Here is a 19,252-nt window from a genome sequence, read left to right on the forward strand (position 1 = left end):
GCCCACGCTGCTCCACAATCCGCTCCCGCTCCCGCCACTGGCGGCGCCAGTATGCTGCTGCGTGTCGTTACGCCCAGCCGCCAACTGCTGAGTGAGCCTGTCGAGGAATTGCAAGTTCCCGGCAAGGCAGGATATCTGGGCATCCTGCCGGGCCACGCTCCCATGCTCTCTGAGTTGCGCGTGGGCGAGTTGACCTATCGCCAGGGCCGCAACCTGCATCGCCTGTTGATCACGGGTGGTTTTCTGGAAGTGCTGCCCGAGCAGGTAACGATTTTGGCGGAAGCGGCGGAGCGCCCGGAAGAGATTGATCTGGCCCGCGCCCAGTCCGCTCACGACCGCGCCGAAAAGCGCTTGCGTTCGGCCGACCCCGAAGTTGACCTGAATCGTGCCACCATTGCGCTGGAGCGCGCGCTCATCCGCATTCAACTCGCCGGCAAATCCTAATCCAATTTCAATATCACATTAACAGAGCTGCGACCGTGAGGGAGCGGTCACGTTTAAAGGGTTGTTGCTGTCCATCCGACGTGACCGCTCTCTTACGGCCCACGGCACGCCGGGATGTTCCATCGCGGCTCTGTGCAAAAAAAACAGCCCTGCATGAAGCCAGGCTGTTTGAAAATGGTGTCGTTTGATAGTGCTTACGGCTTTGGCGCAGCCGGGGCGGCTGCTGGTTTCGGTGCGGCTGCGGGAGCGGCTGCGGCCGGTGCCGCGGCGGCATGGATTTTGTTATACTGCTCGACCACGGCCGGAGTGATGTTGGAAGGCTGGTCCGCGTAGAGCACCGGAGTCTGGGGCGACGAGACATCCAGCACGACGGAAAGCCCGTTCTTCTCGGCATAGTCGGTGATGATGGCCATCATCTTCTGACCGATCTCGTTGATGGCATCCTGCTCGGCGGTCTGGAACTCGGCGGTGGCGTCTTCGTTGGTACGATTCAGCGCGCGCGTCTTGTCATCAATGGAGCGCATCAGTTTATTGCGAGCATCGTCGCTGAGGGTCTTCTCCTGATTGCGGAGCTGATCCTGTAGAGCGGTAAGCTCGCTCTGCATCTTCTCCAACTCGCCGCGCTTGGGGGCGAAGCGGGCTTGTAAAGCTTGGGCGGCTTTTTGCCCATCGGTACTTTGGGCGATGGCCATCTGAATATTTATGATGCCCATTTTCTGCGCCGTTTGCGCTTTTGCCGTGCTCATACCCACCGTGAGGGCGGCAATCATAATCATCGGAATCAATCGTTTCATTCCGTTACTCTCCTTGACTGACTTGAATTTGACCATAATACGTTCTTTCATTATCTATTACTTACTTGCCTATCTTCAACTCTTGGTTGAGCTGTTTATCCAGCATCCCCTCGATCTGCTTCTTGCGCGCCGTAAACTCTTCGTCGTCCGGTTTCAGCAGGATGGCTTTGTCGAGCGCGACCAGCGCCTCATTCAGGTCGTTCTTATGACCGTAGGCGAGCGAGAGATTGTAGTAGGTGGTGGCTTCGTTCGGTTTCAGTTTGGCGATCTCCTGGTACTTGGCGATGGCGCCGTCAAAATCCTTCTTCGCCAGGGAAGCGCTGGCCTGCGAACTGAGTGCCTGCATGCGCACGAGCTGTATCTTCGGCTCATGCTGCTTGTCGATGGCGGCAGCGGCTTCGATATTTTTCATCGCCTCTTCGAGCAAGCCCTTGTTTGCCTGAGACACGGCTTTGATTACCAGCGGATTTGGCAAATCGGGCGCGATCAATAGAATCTCGTCTGACTTGGCGATGGCTTCATCATTTTTGCCAGAGATCATCAGAACGTTGGCCGCCTGCAGCATCGTGTTCAGCTTGCCCACGGATACGAAAACAGGGGCGCAGGTGTTGACCTTATTGCCCGCGATAGCCAACCCCTTGGCTTTGGTCAGCATGTAGTTGTCCATGCTGCCGTCCAAGTCGTACTTGCCGTCCTTGAGTCCCTTGAACTCCACTTCACCCTCGTCGTTCGTCTTCTTCTTCCACTCTTTGGCCTGCTCGGTGTTCCTGAGAATGAATTCGAGCTTGATGGCAGGCTCTCCTGAATCGGTTTTAATCGTGCATTGCAGACTATTGTCTGCGTGCAATGCGGGCGTCATCACTGCGGCCAGGGTAGCGGCCATGATGGTGGCGGAAATTTTACGAAGTTTCATATTTCTATCCTCCCTCTCGAAGCCGGGCTGAATACCCAAGCCGGAGTAGTGCCATGAATTTTGATCCCAAAACTTTTATTGCTTGCAAAGCTATTTCCCGTTTTGCTGGGCCGTTACCAACTGCCGGGCCTGATTCATTGCCGCCACCGCCGCCTGCACCTGCGGATCGTTCCCAGCTTCCACTTGCTCACCGGCCTCGATTCCGTACACCAAGGTCAGCACCTCGGACTGAATGCGCCATCGAATCCAAGGACGAACTTTTTCCCACTCATCCGCTGGGGCGCGAAACCCCGCCTCGCGCAGGAACATCTCAAACTGGCCGACAACCTCATCGGTCGCCTTGAATTCACGGCCTACCTTGCCACGCCGCTGTAGCAGCCCTTGGGCAAAATTAATGAAGGCCGTGCTTTCTTCAAGCACTTCCATCAATGGCCGCAGGCGCAACGGTGGCACAACTTCATCCGGCTCAAGACCTCCGCCCTGTCGCAGCGGACGTCCGTTATCTGTGGTAATCTCTTCGGGTAACTCTTAGCTTAACCATAGGCCTAACCCATCGCGGCCTCCGCTAAGGATACCAGCCAGGGCCGTTGCTGGCAATTCTTTTTGCACCGACCGGCCACGCGGGGTGAAATAGCGGGCGGTGGTCAGGACGAGGGCCGCGCCCTGGCTCAGCGGCATGATCGCTTCGGCCACCCCCTTGCCGAAAGTAGTTTCGCCCACCAACCAGGCGCGGTCGTGTTCTTGCAACGCGGCGGCGATGATCTCCGATGCGCTGGCGGAGTTTTCATTTATTAAGACCACCAGCGGAAGCCTGGCGAAGGCTGCCGGAGATGGGCCCCCAGATGATCCTGAAGTTGGAGTCGCGTAGCGCGTCTCGGGGACATTCCGTCCGCGCAGGCTGACTACGAGATTGCGATCCGGCTTGTTGCTATCGCCCTCGGGCAGGAACAAGCCCACGGTTTCCGCTGCCGCATCCACCGAGCCGCCGGGGTTGCCGCGCAGATCGAGCAGCAGTCCGTTCAGGGGCTCGTCGGCCATCCGGTCAATTGCTTCCTTAATCTCCGATGGCGTTGATCTTTCGATGTGAGCCACATGAACATAGCCGATACCCGGCGCGATCAGGAAGTTCTTGTCCACCGTTGGACTGGCCACCTCGGACGGGTCCAGCTCGAAATCGCGCGGGACCACTGAGCCACTTTGCAACACGGCCAGACGGACCTTCCCGTTGCGCGCGCTCTGCAGCAGCTCCACCATCTCTTCGAGACCCATCTGCGCGATGCGCTGTCCATTGAGCGCCACCACGCGGTCGCCCGGCCCCAGTCCGGCGCGCGCAAAGGGCGAGTCCGGGACCGACTGCAGCACGGTGATCTTCCCGGCCTGCACGTTCAACACCGCGCCGAATCCCTGACGCACGCCGCGCTGCTGCTGTCGCAACGCCAGAAACTGCTGCTCGTCCAGAAATACCGAAAAGGGATCAAGGCGCGAGAGCGCTCCGGCTATGGCTCCGTCGTAGATCAGCCGTCGTATCTCCACCGGCTCGGCGGCATGGGTGGAGATGGCATCAATCGTCGAGGCAACCTGCTGAAGGCTGGCGCGAATCTCTTCGTCCCGCGCGGGCTTCGCCGTTTGCGCGACGACTGGGGGGACCATGAGCAAAGGTATTGCTGTCAGAAGGAGCAGCCGCGATAATATCACCCGGTTGAATGAGGAAAGCCCCGGGCCAGGAAGGGCGCCGAGAAGGGCGCCGAGAAGGGCGAATGCTGCGGCTACTAAATCCCAAGCACCCCATGCATGGGATGTCTCGCCGTCCCGGTTTCCGGGATGGCGCGGGGTTTTCACCGGCTTGAGGGCCGCGACTAGCAAAAGGACCGCCTACCATAAATATGCATATCTAATTGGAAGTGTAACCGAGGTTTTGAGTTGCCAGCCAGCGATGCCGGCGATGAACCTTTTGCAAAATACACAAATTTCGCTCGCCGGTGTAACTGCCCAGTCAATCTATAATAGCCTGCCATGCACTCTCCAAAGGACACCGCCAAATCCAAAGCGAAAGCACTCCTCTTACCACCAAACTCGCCTGAGCAGCTCGACTTGTTGCGCGATCACATTGAACTTTTTCTCACTGAGCATCCCCGCCTGTTGCTCTCCGAGCCGGGGCGCGAGGTGATGGACCTATCCGAAACCAGTTACTCACTCTCCACCGAATTCGGCAAATTGACCTGGCACCTATGGAACGAGCGCAGCAATCTGGTGCGACAGATTACTTCGATTGCGCGTGAGCGGCCCGGACGCCTGGAGCTGAAATGCCAGCGCTTCGGCAAAGGTCCCGCCGGCACGCTGATCCTGGCCGACACGCGAGCGGACGCCGAAAGCCTGGAGCGCCGCGGACGCCGCGTGGAATTTGCGCGCCACCTCAAACGTTGGCTGGCTCAATTGTTTCCGGATGCCCGCATCGACGAACTCACCACCGAGACCAGCATGAAGGACTCGCTCTCCGGCTGCTACGCGCGCGGCGTGTTGAACGATGGGGGCCGCCTGTGGGCCGTGATGGGAGTGGGCGAGGAGGAATCCCCCGCCGTCGTGGACGGCATTCTCACTTACGGATTACTCTGGCTCGATCATCTGCGCCGCCAGCAAACATCGCGTGTTGTGGCCGGGCTGAAGCTGTTCCTCCCGCGCGGACAGAGCGAGTTCAAAAATGAAGGCAGGAGTGAAACCACGCGTCAGCGCATGCCCTGGCTGAATAGCGCCGCCGCCCTGTGGGAGCTCTACGAAACGGGGCCGGAGGTAATTAGGCTGGATATCTCCGACGCGGGGAATTTCCGGACTTCGCTGCACCGCCCTCAGCAGAGCGGAGAACTGCGTGCCGGAAAACTACTCTCGGAAGATGTGCCTCTCGCACGCCGCATGGAACAACTCAGCGACCGTATTGTCTGTCGCATGGGAAGTGATGGCTCGCGCCGCTGGTCGATCCACGGACTGGTAATTGCGCGCGAAAGAGCGAACGATTCAGGCTCGCGAATTTTTTTTGGGCTGGGTCGCGCAGAGACCGGGCTAACTGAACAATCCTTCGAGAGGCTGCGGCGGCTCGCGCAGCAGGTGCTCGATCATCGCATGGCGCCCGTTTCAAAGGAGCCAGACTCTGTGGCAGAGCCGCTCGATCGGCAGCATCCACTTTTTCGCCTTTGCCCCGAGCTTTGGATGGAAGACGTACTCGTGAATCATGCCGAGTCCATTGTTCCCGACCTGCTTGGCAATCAGCTTGCCCGGCAAGTGTTTAGCGTGTCGGGATACGAAACTGGATTTGCCGACCTGCTGGGCGTCGCACGTGGCGGGCGACTGGCGATAATCGAGTTGAAGGCTTCGGAGGACATCCATCTGCCGCTGCAAGGGTTGGACTATTGGATGCGCGTTCACTGGCACATGCAGCGCGGCGACTTCGCGCGCCACGGCTTTTTTCCCGGCGGCGAGCTAAGCGCCGAGCCGCCGCGCCTGCTGCTGGTCAGCCCCGGCCTGCAGTTCCACCCAACGTGCCAGACCGTGCTCCACTATTTTTCACAAAAAATCGATGTGGAAATGATCGGCGTTAATGAGGCGTGGCGCGTCCGCCCGCAAGTAGTCTTCCGCAAGCATCGCGATGACTTCCGCCGGAGTGAATAGGAAATCCATGGCGGAACTCGCCCCAGAAACCGCGCCCGCCTCGCCCTCATTGTGGCGGCACCGCGATTACCGCAGGTTTTGGATTGCGGGCACCATCTCCGGTGCGGGAGATCAGTTCACCAGCCTGGCCATCCCGCTGATTGCCGCTCTCACCTTGCACGCTACGCCTTCACAGATGGGCTACATGGTGGCATTGCATGGCGCGCCCTTTCTGCTCTTCAGCTTGTTTGCCGGCGTGTGGGTGGACCGCATGCCGCGCCGCCCTATTCTGATCGCCTGCGACCTGGGCCGCGCCGCCGTGCTGCTGACCCTGCCGCTGGCCGCCGTCGCGGGAACGATGCGCATGGGGCACTTGTACGCGGTGGAACTGCTGGTTGGGATCATGAATGTGTTTTTCCAAGTGGCTCATCAGGCCTATCTGCCCTCGCTCATCGACCGGCGCCGCCTGATGGAGGGCAACAGCCGCATGGCCGCCTCCAATTCGGTGGCTAGACTCGCCGGCCCCAGCGTGGCTGGATCGGTCATCTAATTTTTCTCCGCCCCCATCGCCATCATAGTGGATGCCATTTCGTTTATTCTTTCCAGCTCATTCACCTTTGCCATCCGCCAGCGCGAGCTGCCGCCGCACGCCGCGCCGCGATTGCCGATACTGGCCGAGATTCGTGTGGGCTTTGCCACTGTGTTGGGGAACCCTGTGTTGCGCTCTCTGGCGGCCTGCATGGGTTCGATCAACTTCGTCGACGCGGGAATGATGGCGCTCTTCATTCTCTTTGCAACGCAGGAACTCGTCCTTGGGCCCGCGCAGATTGGGCTGATTTTGGGCTGCGGCAGCGCTTCCGGGCTGCTGGGCGCCATCGCCGCGGAGAGGATCGCCAGGCGGTTCGGCGTGGGGCGCGTAATTGTCTGGGGCGTGGTGATGTATGGCGTCGGAGCAATCCCGGTGGCCTTTGCTCAGCCGGAGACGGCGTTTCCGCTGCTGATCTGCGCCTTCCTGGTGTTCAGTCTCGCCGGTCCAGTGTTCAGCATCAACCAACTGAGCCTACGTCAGGCAATCACGCCGCATCGCCTCCAGGGCCGCATGAACGCCACCATGCGGTTTCTGAATACCGGCCCGATGGCCCTGGGGGGACTGGTGGGCGGCTGGCTCGGGGAAGCCATCGGACTTCGCCCCGCCATCATCCTGCTGATCACGGCGGGTCTGTCAAGTTTTCTCTGGGTGTACTTCTCGCCCGTGCGCAAACTGCAAGCATTCCCGGAACCGGTGGATTAGGAAACCCGCTTTTACGTTGTCATCCTGAGCGCAGCGAAGGACCTGCTTTTGCTTGTCGGTTGGCCTGTCGATGAGATGAAAAGCAGGTCCTTCGCTGCGCTCAGGATGACAGTGAATAAGGAATGCGCGTCGGCTTACAATCCCAGCTTGTCCCACTTGCCGTCCACGATGGCCTTGATGCGCGGGTCCATCTTCAGCTCGTCAGGCCAGGGGCGCGTGAAGCCCTCCTGCGGCCACTTGCGCGTGGCGTCGATGCCCATCTTCGAGCCGAGATTGGGCATCCGGCTTGAATGGTCGAGTGAATCAACCGGCCCCAGCGTGAACTGTATGTCGCGTTCCGGGTCAATATTATTGAGCGCCTTCCACACCACTTCGGCGCGGTCGTGGACGTTCACGTCCTCATCCACCACCACGATGCACTTGGTGAACATAGCCTGGCCCGTTCCCCAGATCGCGCTCATCACCTTGCGCGCCTGGCCGGGATAGGACTTGCGAATGGAGATCAGCATCAGGTTGTGGAACACGCCCTCGAAGGGCAGCGACATGTCCACCACCTCGGGCAGTTGCATTTTCAGCAGCGGCAGGAAGATGCGTTCGATGGCGTTGCCCATCCAGCAATCCTCCATGGGCGGCTTGCCCACGATGGTGGTCGAGTAAATGGGATCGCGGCGGTGCGTCATGGTAGTGACATGGAAAACCGGATAATCATCGGCGAGCGAGTAGAAGCCAGTGTGATCCCCAAACGGCCCTTCGCGGCGCTGCTCGTTCAGATCAACGTACCCCTCCAGAACAATCTCCGCCGTGGCCGGAACTTCGAGAGCCACCGTGCGGCAGGGCAGCATCTCGACCGGCTTGCCGCGCAAGAATCCGGCGAACATCATCTCATCCAGGTCCGGCGGCAGCGGCGCAATGGCGGAAAAAGTAACCGTGGGATCAGTCCCAATCGCCACGGCCACCTCCATTCGTCCCGCGCCACGGGCCTTCGACGCGCGACGAAAATGGTCGGCGCCCTGCTTGTGCGTCTGCCAGTGCATCCCGGTGGTGCGCTCGTCATAGACCTGCAAGCGATACATGCCGCAGTTGCGCTTGCCCGAGTCCGGGTCGCGCGAAAATACCACCGGGAAAGTTATAAACTTGCCGGCATCATCGGGCCAGCATTGCAGCAACGGCAATTCCATCAGCGAGAAATCCTTTTCGCGGACCACCTCCTGCGCCGGGCCGCTCTTGACCTTCTTGGGCATGAACGCGCCTAGCTCGAAGAGTTTCGGCAGCATGCGGATCTTGTCCATCAGGCCGTCGGGCGTTTGCATGTGCAGCAGTTCGCTGATGCGCCCCGCCACCTGATCGGGCGTCTCGCCGCCCAGCACGATCTCCATGCGGCGCGCCGAGCCGAACGCGTTGATCAGCACCGGCAACTTGCTGCCCTTCACGTTTTCAAATAGCAGCGCTGGTCCGCCGCGCTTGACCATGCGGTCGGAGATCTCGGTGATCTCCAGCACGGGGTCCACTTCCACGCTGATGCGTTTCAGCTCTCCCGCTTTTTCCAGCGCCGCTATAAACTCCCGCAAGTCTTCGTAGGCCACAGATGTCCTTTCCTGCGTGCGGCGACAGTTTGGCGCCGCATCAATAAATAATTGTACTGAATCTCGCGCAGCTTGGCGATTACATGAGGTTCCCGCCGGGAAAGTAAAATTTCATTGGCGCAACTTTCCGCCGCCTGCCTGTGTTTCTATCCGGTAGAGAATGATGGTTTCATCGATGGCCCTTATCTCGCAACGGCAGACAAAGTAGGATGCGCCATTTAGCGGCGCAAGAGATTTCGAGGAGGAGAATATGATTCGTTATCGCAACATCGGCAAGGCAGGCTTCGCGCTGGCAGCCATGGTTCTGGCGGCGGTGATTACTTTGTCCGGACACGCGCAGCGCCCCGGTGGCGGGCAACGCCCCGGTGGGCCGCAAGGCCCTGGAGGTCCGGGCATGGGCCCCGGCGGATTCGGCCCGCGCGTCGCGCAGGAACTTGGATTGAGTGAGTCGCAGAAATCCCAGATACAAAACTATTTGCAGGATACGCGCTCGCAATTGGATGTGTTGCGCAATGACGCCACGCTGACCGATGCGCAGCGCCGCGAAAGGGCCGGTCGAATTCGCGAGACTACGCAGGCGAAGATTCGCTCCGTGCTTACCGCCGATCAGCAGGCCAAGGCCGAGCAGCTCCGCGAGCAGGCGCAGCAGCGCATGCAGAAGCGCAACGAGCAGATGGTCGACCGCCGCATGAAGCAGATGGTAACCCAACTGGGGCTGAGCGCGTCGCAGTCGGAAACGATTAAGGGGCTACTCGATCAGCAAAAGTCGCAGGCGCGCGCCATTCGCGACAATGAGTCACTCAATCGTGAGCAGCGGCAGACGCAGTTGCAGGCTCTGCGAGAGGCGTCCCGCAATCAGGTTCGCGCCACGCTAACCGCCGATCAGCAGGCCAAGCTCGATCAGTTGCGCGAGCAGGCCCGGCAGCGGTTTGAGAATCGCCAGCAGCGTGGCCCCGGCGGTCCGGGAGGTCCGCGAGGCATGGGCGGCCCCATGGGCATTGGCCTGTAAAATACGAGCGGAAAGCACGCGTCAATATAAAGCCCGGCGAATGTTCGCCGGGCTTTTCTTCGGAAACAAGAAGCAAAATCCCGCGCCAGGAAAATCGCTTGACGCGGCTACCAAACCAAAATTGCTCCATGCACTGGTAGCCGCGTCATCCCGATTTTTGGAGGGCGCGGGGTTTTTCCATATTGCGAGATCAGTGCCAGATTGACGCGGGTCTACAGAATCAACATGCAGTCGCCGTAGGAATAGAAACGGTATCGTTCGCGCACGGCGTGTTCGTACGCTGCCAGCACATGCTCTCGGCCCGCGAAGGCGGAGACCAGCATCAGCAGCGTGGATTGCGGCAGATGGAAATTCGTCAGCATTCCACCGATCACCTGAAACGGAAATCCCGGCTGGATGAACAATCGCGTATTGCCCGACCCGACGGTGATGCGGCCGGAATTTGCCGCGGCGATATGCTCGAGCGTGCGCACCGTGGTGGTGCCGACGGCTACGATGCGGCGAACTTCGCGGCGCGCCGATGCGAGTTGCTCCGCTACCGCCTCGCTGACTTCATAACGCTCCGGGTGCATCACGTGTTCTTCGATCTTCTCCGTGTGGATGGGCTGAAACGTCCCGAGGCCCACGTGTAGCGTGATCTCGGCGCGTGCAATGCCGCGCTGCGACAGCTTGTTCAACATGGGTCGCGTGAAGTGCAGCCCCGCCGTGGGTGCGGCCACCGATCCACTCTGACGCGCGTAGACCGTTTGATAGCGCAGACGATCGGCGCGATCGTCCAGGTGATTGCCAGGTCTCAGTATGTATGGCGGCAACGGAATATGCCCGATCCGCTCGATCAGCCGTTGCAGCGATTTACTCTCTTCAAAGCGCAGTGTACGCAGACCGTACTCGCCCCGCGCGATGACTTCAGCTTTTAGATACTCACTGTGCTTTCCTGTCGCCTGGCCCGCTGCACTGGTTGCAGCTTCAAAGACGAGTTGCTCCCCGACGCGAATCTTTTTGCCGGGCCGCACCAGCGCCTCCCATGTGCGCTCATCAATCTGACGCGCCAGCATTGCTTCAATCTCCGATGTCAGATACTCTTCGCGCTTTGGGTGATTCTTGCCGATGGCCATTGCGCGAACGCCCACGCGCCGTCCCAACAGTCGCGCCGGAATCACGCGGGAGTTATTCAAGGCCAACACGTCGCCAGCCTGTAGAATCTCCGGCAGCTCGCGGAACTGGCGATCCTGTATTTCGCCTGTGGTGCGGTTGAGCAACAACATGCGCGAGTCCGTGCGCCGTCGCGGCGGATGCTGCGCGATCAAGTCGAGAGGCAGATGGTAGTTGAAATCATGGAGTTGCATTGTGAGTAGTTGGTTCAGTTAGAGTGTGGATGATTGAACAATTATGCGGGCAATTGCAGGATGGATTGCGCTCCTTGGCGCAGCAAATCTTCCGCGCAGCGCGCGCCGAGGTCTTCCGCGGCGGCCACCGTCAATTCACTGGACTGTTCCTTGGCGTTAATCCACTGCGTGCCAGCCGGGCTGATAACCAGAGCGATTAGCGTCATGGCGGTCGTAGGTTCATTTTCAAACGCCGTGTGCGCGGCGATGGGAATCTGGCAGCCGCCGCCCAGGCGACGCAGGAGAGAGCGCTCGGCGGTGGCGCTCAAGCGCGAACGAAAGTCTTCGAGCGGCGCCAGCGCGGCGAGGGTAGCTTCATCGCGCGAACAGGCCTCAATCCCCAGCGCGCCCTGTCCCACGGCGGGGCAGAGAATTTCGGGAGCCAGATACTCGGTGATTTGCTCCGCCCAGCCCAGTCGATGAATGCCCGCCGCGGCCAGCACAATGGCATCGAGCGGTCCCTCCTTCAGCTTCCGCAATCGCGTGTCGAGGTTTCCGCGCAGTGGTTCAATCCGCAAGTCAGAACGAACCCGGCGAAGCTGTGCGGCGCGGCGAATGCTGCTAGTCCCGATGCGCGCACCTTGCGGGAGATCTCGCAACAGTGCGCCGCCGCGGCTAATTAGTGCATCGCGCACATCTTCGCGCTGCGGCACGGCGGCCAGCGTGAGGCCATCGGGGAGCTGTGTTGGCAAATCTTTTAGACTATGCACGGCCAGATGCGCGCGGCCTTCGAGCAGTGCGTCCTCCAGCTCCTTGGTGAACAGGCCCTTGCCGCCGATCTGCGGCAGCGGCTGTGCCTGCATCTTGTCGCCGGTGGTGGTCATGTTGGCCAACTCCACGCGCAGGCCGGGATTGAGCCGCTCCATCTCCGCGGCCACCCAGCGCGATTGAGTCAGCGCGAGCGGCGATTGGCGTGTGGCGAGAATAAGAGGAGAGTGAGTCATTAAGTGAGTGGGCGATAGTTACTGCTTCAGATTGAAAATCTTCCTTACAGTTTCCACCAGCTTCAGACCGTCGGGCTGCTGCGCCAGTGTCTTCAAATGATGGATGGGCGAGTGTAGGACTTTGTGCATCATGCCTCTGGTCAGCGCGTCCACCGCTTCGCGCTGCTCGGGTGTCAGGCTGGACAGTTGCGATGACACGCGCGTCATCTCCTGCTGGCGCATCTCTTCCAAGTGCGATTGCAGGTCGATGATGGTCGGCACCACTTCCAGCGTCTTCAGCCATTTCAGAAACTTGTCGGTCTCCTGCTCGGCGATCTGCTCGGCGGCCTGCGCCTCGCGCATACGCTCCTTCATGTTGGAGTCAACCACCTGCTGCAGGTCATCAATGTCATAAAGAAAAATGTTGTCAAGCTTGTTGATGGCCGGATCAATGTTGCGAGGCACGGCGATGTCAATCATGAACATCGGCCGGTTCTTTCGTTCCGAGAGCAATCGCTGCGCGTCGGCCATGGTGATGAGGTAGTTCGGCGCGCCGGTGGAAGTAAGAATAATATCGCACTGCGCCGCGTGGGTGAGCATCTGATCAAACGGAACGGCGCGGCCATGCAGCATCGCGGCCATCTCGGTGGCGCGCTCAGGCGAGCGGTTCGTGACATATATATGCACCCCGCCGCTCGACACCAGATGCTTGGCGGCCAACTCACTCATCTTGCCCGCGCCGATCAGGAGTATCTTCTTGTCATTGAGCGAGCCGAAGATTTTCTTGGCCAGCTCCACCGCCGCGTAACTCACCGAGACGGCCGAGCTGGCGATACCGGTCTCCGTGCGCACGCGCTTAGCCACGTGGAACGCGCGAGTTAGCGCCTCGTCGAGCGGCCCGCGCAGAGTGCCGACGGTACGCGCCTGCGCGTAGGCCTCCTTCACCTGGCCGAGTATCTGTGTCTCGCCGATGATCATCGAGTCCAGACTCGAAGCCACGCGAAAAATATGACGAATCACGTCGGCCTGCTGGAAGCGATAGAGGTAGGGCTCGATCTGCGAGTGCGCACGCTGGTGATAATGCGCCAAAAATTGGACCAATGCGCCGGTTACGTCGCCCTGCTCGGCGTCTGAGCGCGCCAATATTTCCACGCGGTTGCAGGTCGACAGGATCATCGCTTCATGCACGCCGGGCAGAGACGCCACGGCCTGCAGCGCCTGCGGCAAGGCAGTCTCCTGGAAGCAGAGTTGCTCCCGGACTTCTACCGGCGCTGTACGATGATTCAATCCAATGAGACTAAAATGCATACGACAAAAGTCCACTCACTCAAACTAAGGAATACGAAACGAGTGCAGGCCGCTGTTGGTGCTCCACGTTATCAGAATTGCCAGGAATCCCGCGATGGCGATGTAGGCGGCCTTGCGTCCGCGCCAGCCCGCTACCCATCGGGCGAACAGCAGGCCGAGATAGATCAGCCAAGTGGCGAAGGCCCAGCCGATCTTTGGGTCCATGGGCCAAGCCGGCCCCCAGACAGTGCTGGCCCATATGGCTCCGGTAACAATGCCCATGGTGATAAAGGGGAAGCCCACGGTGAGTGACTTATAGGCCAGATCATCAATCGACTCAAGCGGCGGCAGGCGGTGGTAGAGCGAGCGCGGACGCTTCGACTTCAACTCGCGTTCCTGCAGCAGGTACATCAGTCCGGCGGCAAAGTTCAGGAAGAAAGCCGTGTATCCCAGCACAATCATGGAGACGTGCAGATACAGCCACGCCGTCTTGAGCAGGGGCGGCATCATCCAGACTTCCGTGCTGCGATCAAACGCTGCTGGCAGCGTCAGCACGAAGACCAGCGGGAAGACAAACACGCTGAGCGACTCGAACCGGTATCGCCAGTGAACAAATAAGAAAGAAGCGGCCAGCAGGAAGGACGCCAGCGACGCCGACTCACTCAGTGTCGTAATGGGGAAGTGATTTACAGCGAGGCCTTCTTCCACCAGCGAGACCAGATGCAGCACCGCGCCGAGCGAAATTGCCCCCAGCGCCACGCGAAAGATTTTCTCGCGCCGCTGCACCACGGTAAGAATGGCATGCGCCAGCCCAACCGAATAAAGGGCTAGTGCGACCCACAGCCAGAAATGCCCCATTGTTCCAAGTCCTCAACATCATTATAGCGGACATTGTGCCACGCGCCTCGGCTGGGGCTCATTACGTTACTGGATTGCTGCCTCCTGCGAACACGGGCATAATAACAACGTATCACCGTACGAACGATCCTCCGAAGCGAGACTGCTCAACCCATGTCCGAGCCCGCCACGCCCCCGTCCACGCCCCTGATGCGGCAGTACACCGCGATCAAGGCGAAGTTTCCGCAGGCGCTCCTGTTCTTCCGCCTAGGCGACTTTTACGAGATGTTCTTCGAGGACGCCGTGCTGGCCGCGCGAGAGTTGCAGATCACTCTGACCTCGCGCAATAAAGAAAAAGGCGAGCCGATTCCCATGTGCGGCGTGCCCTATCACGCCGCCGACGGCTACATCGCCAAGCTGATTAAGAAGGGCTACAAAGTCGCCATCTGCGAGCAGATGGAGGCTCCCTCGGCGGGGAAGAAGTTGGTGCTTCGCGAAGTTACGCGCGTAGTTACGCCGGGGACTGTGCTCGACTCGAACTCACTCGCCCCGCGCGAAAATAATTTCCTGGCCTCCGTCTGCCGTAGTGGCGAGACGATTGGCCTCGCGTCCGCCGATCTATCCACTGGAGAGTTTCGCGCGACGGAATTTCACGGGCCCAGCGCCGAGGCGCAATGCGTGGATGAACTGAAGCACATCGGCGCGCGTGAAGTTTTATTTCCTTCCGCGCAAGGGCTGTTGCGCGAGACCGAAGCGCGTCTCGCGTTTGTCGGCGCCGATTCGCAAGGCCTGCGCCTGATGCGCACGCCGCTCGAAGATTGGATCTTCGCTTCGGACTACGCCACGCGCCTACTGGCCGGACACCTTCATGTGGCCTCGCTCGATGGTTTCGGACTGGCTGGCCATGCGCAAGCCATTAACGCCGCCGGGGCGCTGATCCACTATCTCAATGAGACACAGCGCGCCAGTTCGCGCCACATTGACGGCATCTCCTACTACGAGCGGCAGCAGTGGATGGTACTCGACTCAGTGACTGTGCGCAACCTTGAGTTACTCGAACCGGTGTTCGCCGGAGAAACGGAGGCCACGCTGGTCTCGGTGATCGACCGCACCGCGACCAACATGGGCGCGCGTTTGCTCAAGGGCTGGGTACTGCGGCCCTCGCTCGATCACGCAGTCATTGAATCGCGGCTAGACGCGGTGGAGGAGCTGGTCCGTCAGGCCATCCCGCGCGGCAAGGCGGGCAAGTTGCTTGAGTCAGTCTATGATCTGGAGCGCCTGCTCAGCAAGGCCGTGCTCGGCACCGCCGGGCCTCGCGACCTGCTGGCGTTGCGCAATTCATTTGTACCGCTGCCTACTCTGAAGTCACTTTCGGCTGAGCGTACGTCTGTAAGATGGCAGTCACTCTCCGCCGCGCTTGATCCGTTGTCCGATGTCCGCGACTTGCTGGCGCGCGCGCTGTCTGATGCGCCGCCTGTGACTCTCGCCGATGGCGGAGTGATTCGCGACGGCTACCACGCGGAACTCGATGAGTTGCGCCAATTGAGTCACTCTGGCAAGCAGACTATCGCCCAGATGGAGTCACGCGAGCGCGCGGCCACAGGCATTAACTCACTCAAGATTAAGTTCAACGAAGTGTTTGGCTATTACATTGAAGTGTCCAAGGCCAACATGCACCTCGCGCCTGAACGCTATGAGCGCAGGCAGACACTGGCCGGCGCGGAGCGCTATACCACGCCCGAGCTGAAGGACTACGAGCGCAAGGTGCTGGACGCTGAAGGCAGCATGGCGACCATCGAGCAGGAACTATTCACGCAGTTGCGTAGCGCGGTCGCTGAGCAGGCCAGCCGCATCCGCCGCACCGCAGCCGCCATCGCCGAGATCGACGTGCTGGTAAACTTTGCGGGTCTTGCCGCCGAGTACGACTACTGCCGCCCGCAGTTCGCAGAAGCATCGGACACATCTGGTTCCTCAACGGGTGTGCTGGAAATCATGGCGGGCCGTCACCCAGTGCTGGAGCGGCTGGGGGTGATGCAGCCGGGTGCCATGCTATCGGGAGAAAGATTCGTGCCGAACGATCTGCGCATGGACTCGGACTCGAACCGCATCCTGCTCATCACCGGGCCGAACATGGGCGGCAAATCCACCTATCTGCGGCAGGTTGCGCTGATCTCCATCATGGCTCAGATGGGCTGCTTCGTCCCGGCGGCGAGCGCGCGGCTGCCCGTGTTCGACCGCATCTTCACGCGCATCGGCGCCAGCGACAACCTGGCGCGCGGCCGCTCGACGTTCATGGTGGAGATGACTGAGACCGCCGCCATTCTGAATACCGCTACGCCGGACAGCTTGATCGTACTCGACGAGATCGGCCGCGGCACGGCCACCTTCGACGGCCTCTCCATCGCCTGGGCCGTAGTCGAGTATCTGGCTGCTCGCCCCGGCATCAAGGCCCTATTTGCCACTCACTACCACGAACTCACTGAGTTACCCGAGCACTTACCCAGCGTGAAGAACCTGCACGTCGCCGTGAAGGAGTCCGGCGGCAACATCGTCTTTCTGCGTCGCGTCGAGCCGGGCCGCGCCGACCGCAGCTACGGCATCGAGGTCGCCCGCCTCGCCGGCCTCCCCCGCGAAGTAATCGAGCGCGCCCGCGAAGTCCTCGGCCAGCACGAACAAAGCGAACACCGCCTCAGTGGTATGTTAAGCCCCGAAGATCATCAGCACGCGGCAGACCGCGACAGCGCCGCGCCCTCCAACATCCAACTCACCCTATTCACCCCCGCCGAGCGCAACGTCGCGGAGCGTCTCGCGCAAGTCAACGTCGATGAATTGAAGCCCATCGAGGCACTGAACCTGCTGGCGGAATTGAAGAAACAATTGGGCTGGTAACGGAGGCCGTGGTGAGCGAATTTCTCGCGGTGGGTATTTCGCTCCGGCGTAGACCAACGCAAAATCCCGCGTCACAAAAAACGTGCCGTGGATACCCGAGGGCGAAGATGGATTCGGCGATTTGCGGAAATTATCTGGGCAATTTGGGATTTGCCGCGGCGTTGGACGATTCCGCTAAGTTGTCGTCGCGCGACGCGGAAATTTGTCGCTTTTGTCGACCGCGAATTTGGGCACGTTGGTCAGAACCGTGAACGTGTGTAGTTTGGGCTGGGCCGACAATTTCGCGGATTCCGATCTTGTTGAACCTCTTGACGATCTGGTCAATTTTGTTTATTTTTGATTGTTGGGCCGACGCGCTTTCGGTTGGTCTATGATTGTTTGTGAATGTCGGTCAGGAGAGACACATGCCGTTTTTGCAGAACAAGTTTGAGAAGAACTTCGTGATCACCACGGTGGACTACGTGTTCAACTGGGCGCGCAAGAGCGCCATCTGGCCGATGACGTTTGGCCTCGCGTGCTGCGCCATCGAGATGATCGCCTCGACCACGTCGCGCTTTGATCTGGCGCGCTTCGGCGCCGAGGTGTTCCGCCCATCGCCGCGCCAGGCTGATCTGATGATCGTCGCTGGAACCGTTACGCTGAAGATGGCCCCGGTGCTCAAGCGCGTCTATGACCAGATGCCCGACCCCAAGTGGGTGATCTCGATGGGCGCCTGCTCGAGCGTCGGCGGCCCCTTCAACACCTACGCGGTGCTGCAGGGCGTGGACCGCATCGTGCCCGTGGACGTTTACGTGCAGGGTTGCCCGCCGCGCCCGGAGAACCTCTTCTACGGCCTGATGAAGCTGCAGGACAAGATTGACCAGATGACGTTGGCCAAGCGCCCGACTGAAATTCGCCTCGAAGACAACATGGTCGAGAGCTTCCGCAAACAGATCATGATCGCCCAGACGCCCAACCCGGCGTAGGGGGACTGCGTTCAGCCTTGCGCAAGCCCGCCAGCTTTGCGCGCAGCAATGATGCGGTCTCGCGAAACCCTAAGTTCCCGAAACCTCAATACGTTGTCATTCCGAGCGCAGCGAGGAATCTGTTTTTTCTTTGTGCGTCAACAGTAACCCACGCCTCCGCTCCCTTGCGGCCGCTGCTCGGGTACAGTATTTCTATGGCTAAATTCTTCAAAGTTGCCGAGATTGCCAACGTGCAGCCGGGCAAGGTGAAGCACGTGGTCCTGCTCGGCAGGCATATCGCGCTGTGCAATGTTGGCGGGACGTTCTATGCGATCGACAACTTCTGCATCCACCGCGGCGGCCCGCTGAGCGAAGGCTGGCTGGACGGCGACAAGCTGGAGTGCCCATGGCACGCCTGGAAGTTTTGCGTGAAGACCGGCCAGCTCACCCTCGACCCGAGCATGGGCGTGGCCACCTACGAAGTGAGAGTGGAAGGCACGGAAGTGTTACTAGCCGTCCTCTAATCCATCGAGCCAAAGCTGCTACTAAGCGCATTGCCTCGCAATTCTCTGAAACACTCCGCTGGGTTTATCAAAGGGGATGTGGCAGTTGGGGCAAAGCACCTCAGTTAAATCGACTGGACAGCCGCAGTTTTCACACTCCCACCAGTACATTCCCGGATAACAATAAGCTACCAGCCGGAACCAGCAGACGAGGACTACGATCACAATTGCGATCAAATAAACGCTAACCAAGCCTTTAATGGACATAGTCTCAGGGTCTATGGTTCCGCCAGAGAGGATTTTGATGATCCCGAGCAATAAAACGGTTAGCCCGATCGCTAGGATGGACGCTACTAGAATAAAGCCGTTCGGTCCATGTTTCTGATACAACGACTTGCTAGTTAGGATGCGTCGGCTTGTGTCCATCTGTCCTTGATATCCGGTTAGCCGCCGCTGATGTTGGGCACGATCATGATTTCCGCGCCGTAGGCGATGGGCGCGGAGAATCCTCCCACATCGCGGCTATTGTCATTGTTGACGAAGATGTTGATGTGCTGGCGCACTGCGCCCCGCTCATCGACTACGCGGTCGCGCAGGCCCGGATGCGCGCTCCACAGCGCCGCCAGCGCGTCGGTGAGCATACTGCCGTCCACTTGCAGGGCAAGCTCAGTACGTCCTCCCGCGTGCGGGCGCAGGTAGGCCGGGATCAAGTAGCGAATGGTCATCGCGCGCGTCGTCTGGCTGCTGCCCGCGCCGGAGCTAGTTTCGCGGCTCGCCGCGTAGGCCGTACCATTGCGCGACGGACTGGGGC

Annotated in this window: 18 protein-coding genes; 8 read left to right on the plus strand and 10 right to left on the minus strand. The window is 60.0% G+C overall.

Annotated elements, in window-relative coordinates; translation table 11 throughout:
• Nucleotides 1-51 precede the first annotated feature (51 nt).
• Complete coding sequence (locus EXQ56_09295; protein MSO20638.1) at nt 52-444, plus strand: F0F1 ATP synthase subunit epsilon; 393 nt, start codon at nt 52-54, stop codon at nt 442-444.
• Nucleotides 445-638: 194 nt separating this feature from the next.
• Here EXQ56_09295 and EXQ56_09300 read toward each other — a convergent pair whose 3' ends face one another.
• The 4 genes from EXQ56_09300 to EXQ56_09315 all read right to left on the minus strand — a co-directional run bounded on the left by EXQ56_09300 (nt 639) and on the right by EXQ56_09315 (nt 3,801).
• On the minus strand, nt 639-1,289 hold the full coding sequence (locus tag EXQ56_09300) for an OmpH family outer membrane protein (protein MSO20639.1): 651 nt from the start codon (nt 1,287-1,289) through the stop codon (nt 639-641).
• Between the two features lie 10 nt (nt 1,290-1,299).
• Nucleotides 1,300-2,151, minus strand: coding sequence for a hypothetical protein (locus tag EXQ56_09305; protein ID MSO20640.1), 852 nt, complete (start codon nt 2,149-2,151; stop codon nt 1,300-1,302).
• A 90-nt stretch (nt 2,152-2,241) separates the two neighbouring features.
• Nucleotides 2,242-2,604, minus strand: a complete 363-nt coding sequence (locus EXQ56_09310; protein MSO20641.1) for a hypothetical protein — start codon at nt 2,602-2,604, stop codon at nt 2,242-2,244.
• Between the two features lie 75 nt (nt 2,605-2,679).
• A complete protein-coding gene (locus tag EXQ56_09315; protein MSO20642.1) occupies nt 2,680-3,801 on the minus strand; it encodes a PDZ domain-containing protein in 1,122 nt (373 codons plus the stop codon).
• Between the two features lie 363 nt (nt 3,802-4,164).
• Between EXQ56_09315 and EXQ56_09320 the strand changes: the two genes are divergently transcribed.
• The 3 genes from EXQ56_09320 to EXQ56_09330 are packed head-to-tail and all read left to right on the plus strand — an operon-like array spanning nt 4,165 to nt 7,081.
• Nucleotides 4,165-5,811 (plus strand): hypothetical protein, encoded by a 1,647-nt coding sequence (locus EXQ56_09320; protein ID MSO20643.1) that lies wholly within the window; start codon nt 4,165-4,167, stop codon nt 5,809-5,811.
• The gene (locus EXQ56_09325) at nt 5,789-6,340 is read left to right on the plus strand and encodes an MFS transporter (GenBank protein ID MSO20644.1); all 552 of its coding nucleotides are present in this window, start codon (nt 5,789-5,791) and stop codon (nt 6,338-6,340) included. The genes EXQ56_09320 and EXQ56_09325 overlap by 23 nt, the downstream gene beginning before the upstream one ends.
• A 15-nt stretch (nt 6,341-6,355) precedes the next feature.
• Nucleotides 6,356-7,081, plus strand: coding sequence for an MFS transporter (locus EXQ56_09330; GenBank protein ID MSO20645.1), 726 nt, complete (start codon nt 6,356-6,358; stop codon nt 7,079-7,081).
• Between the two features lie 134 nt (nt 7,082-7,215).
• Here the strand turns inward: EXQ56_09330 and EXQ56_09335 are convergent, their stop codons facing one another.
• Nucleotides 7,216-8,664: a menaquinone biosynthesis decarboxylase gene (locus EXQ56_09335; GenBank protein MSO20646.1), complete on the minus strand. Its 1,449-nt coding sequence runs from the start codon at nt 8,662-8,664 to the stop codon at nt 7,216-7,218.
• A 250-nt stretch (nt 8,665-8,914) separates the two neighbouring features.
• On the opposite strand from EXQ56_09335, the gene EXQ56_09340 reads away from it, so the two are divergent.
• The gene (locus EXQ56_09340) at nt 8,915-9,673 is read left to right on the plus strand and encodes a hypothetical protein (protein MSO20647.1); all 759 of its coding nucleotides are present in this window, start codon (nt 8,915-8,917) and stop codon (nt 9,671-9,673) included.
• A 212-nt stretch (nt 9,674-9,885) separates the two neighbouring features.
• Here EXQ56_09340 and queA read toward each other — a convergent pair whose 3' ends face one another.
• The 4 genes from queA to EXQ56_09360 are packed head-to-tail and all read right to left on the minus strand — an operon-like array spanning nt 9,886 to nt 14,126.
• Nucleotides 9,886-11,019 carry a tRNA preQ1(34) S-adenosylmethionine ribosyltransferase-isomerase QueA gene (gene queA, locus EXQ56_09345; GenBank protein ID MSO20648.1) on the minus strand — a complete coding sequence of 378 codons (1,134 nt, stop codon included), beginning with the start codon at nt 11,017-11,019 and terminating at the stop codon, nt 9,886-9,888.
• A gap of 41 nt (nt 11,020-11,060) precedes the next feature.
• Entirely contained in the window at nt 11,061-12,002 is a 942-nt protein-coding gene (gene hemC / locus EXQ56_09350) for a hydroxymethylbilane synthase (GenBank protein ID MSO20649.1), read from the minus strand.
• An 18-nt stretch (nt 12,003-12,020) separates the two neighbouring features.
• Complete coding sequence (locus EXQ56_09355; GenBank protein MSO20650.1) at nt 12,021-13,289, minus strand: glutamyl-tRNA reductase; 1,269 nt, start codon at nt 13,287-13,289, stop codon at nt 12,021-12,023.
• 24 nt (nt 13,290-13,313) lie between these two features.
• Entirely contained in the window at nt 13,314-14,126 is an 813-nt protein-coding gene (locus tag EXQ56_09360) for a c-type cytochrome biogenesis protein CcsB (GenBank protein MSO20651.1), read from the minus strand.
• A gap of 153 nt (nt 14,127-14,279) precedes the next feature.
• Between EXQ56_09360 and mutS the strand changes: the two genes are divergently transcribed.
• The 3 genes from mutS (at nt 14,280) to EXQ56_09375 (ending at nt 18,462) form a co-directional block, all read left to right on the plus strand.
• Nucleotides 14,280-16,994, plus strand: coding sequence for a DNA mismatch repair protein MutS (mutS, locus tag EXQ56_09365; protein MSO20652.1), 2,715 nt, complete (start codon nt 14,280-14,282; stop codon nt 16,992-16,994).
• A gap of 404 nt (nt 16,995-17,398) precedes the next feature.
• Entirely contained in the window at nt 17,399-17,959 is a 561-nt protein-coding gene (locus EXQ56_09370; protein MSO20653.1) for an NADH-quinone oxidoreductase subunit B, read from the plus strand.
• 194 nt (nt 17,960-18,153) lie between these two features.
• Entirely contained in the window at nt 18,154-18,462 is a 309-nt protein-coding gene (locus tag EXQ56_09375) for a non-heme iron oxygenase ferredoxin subunit (GenBank protein MSO20654.1), read from the plus strand.
• A gap of 422 nt (nt 18,463-18,884) precedes the next feature.
• Here the strand turns inward: EXQ56_09375 and EXQ56_09380 are convergent.
• On the minus strand, nt 18,885-19,252 hold a 368-nt coding region (locus EXQ56_09380), incomplete at its 5' end, for a hypothetical protein (protein ID MSO20655.1).

The organism is Acidobacteriota bacterium (genome assembly GCA_009691245.1).
Classification (GTDB): Bacteria; Acidobacteriota; Terriglobia; order 2-12-FULL-54-10; family 2-12-FULL-54-10; genus SHUM01.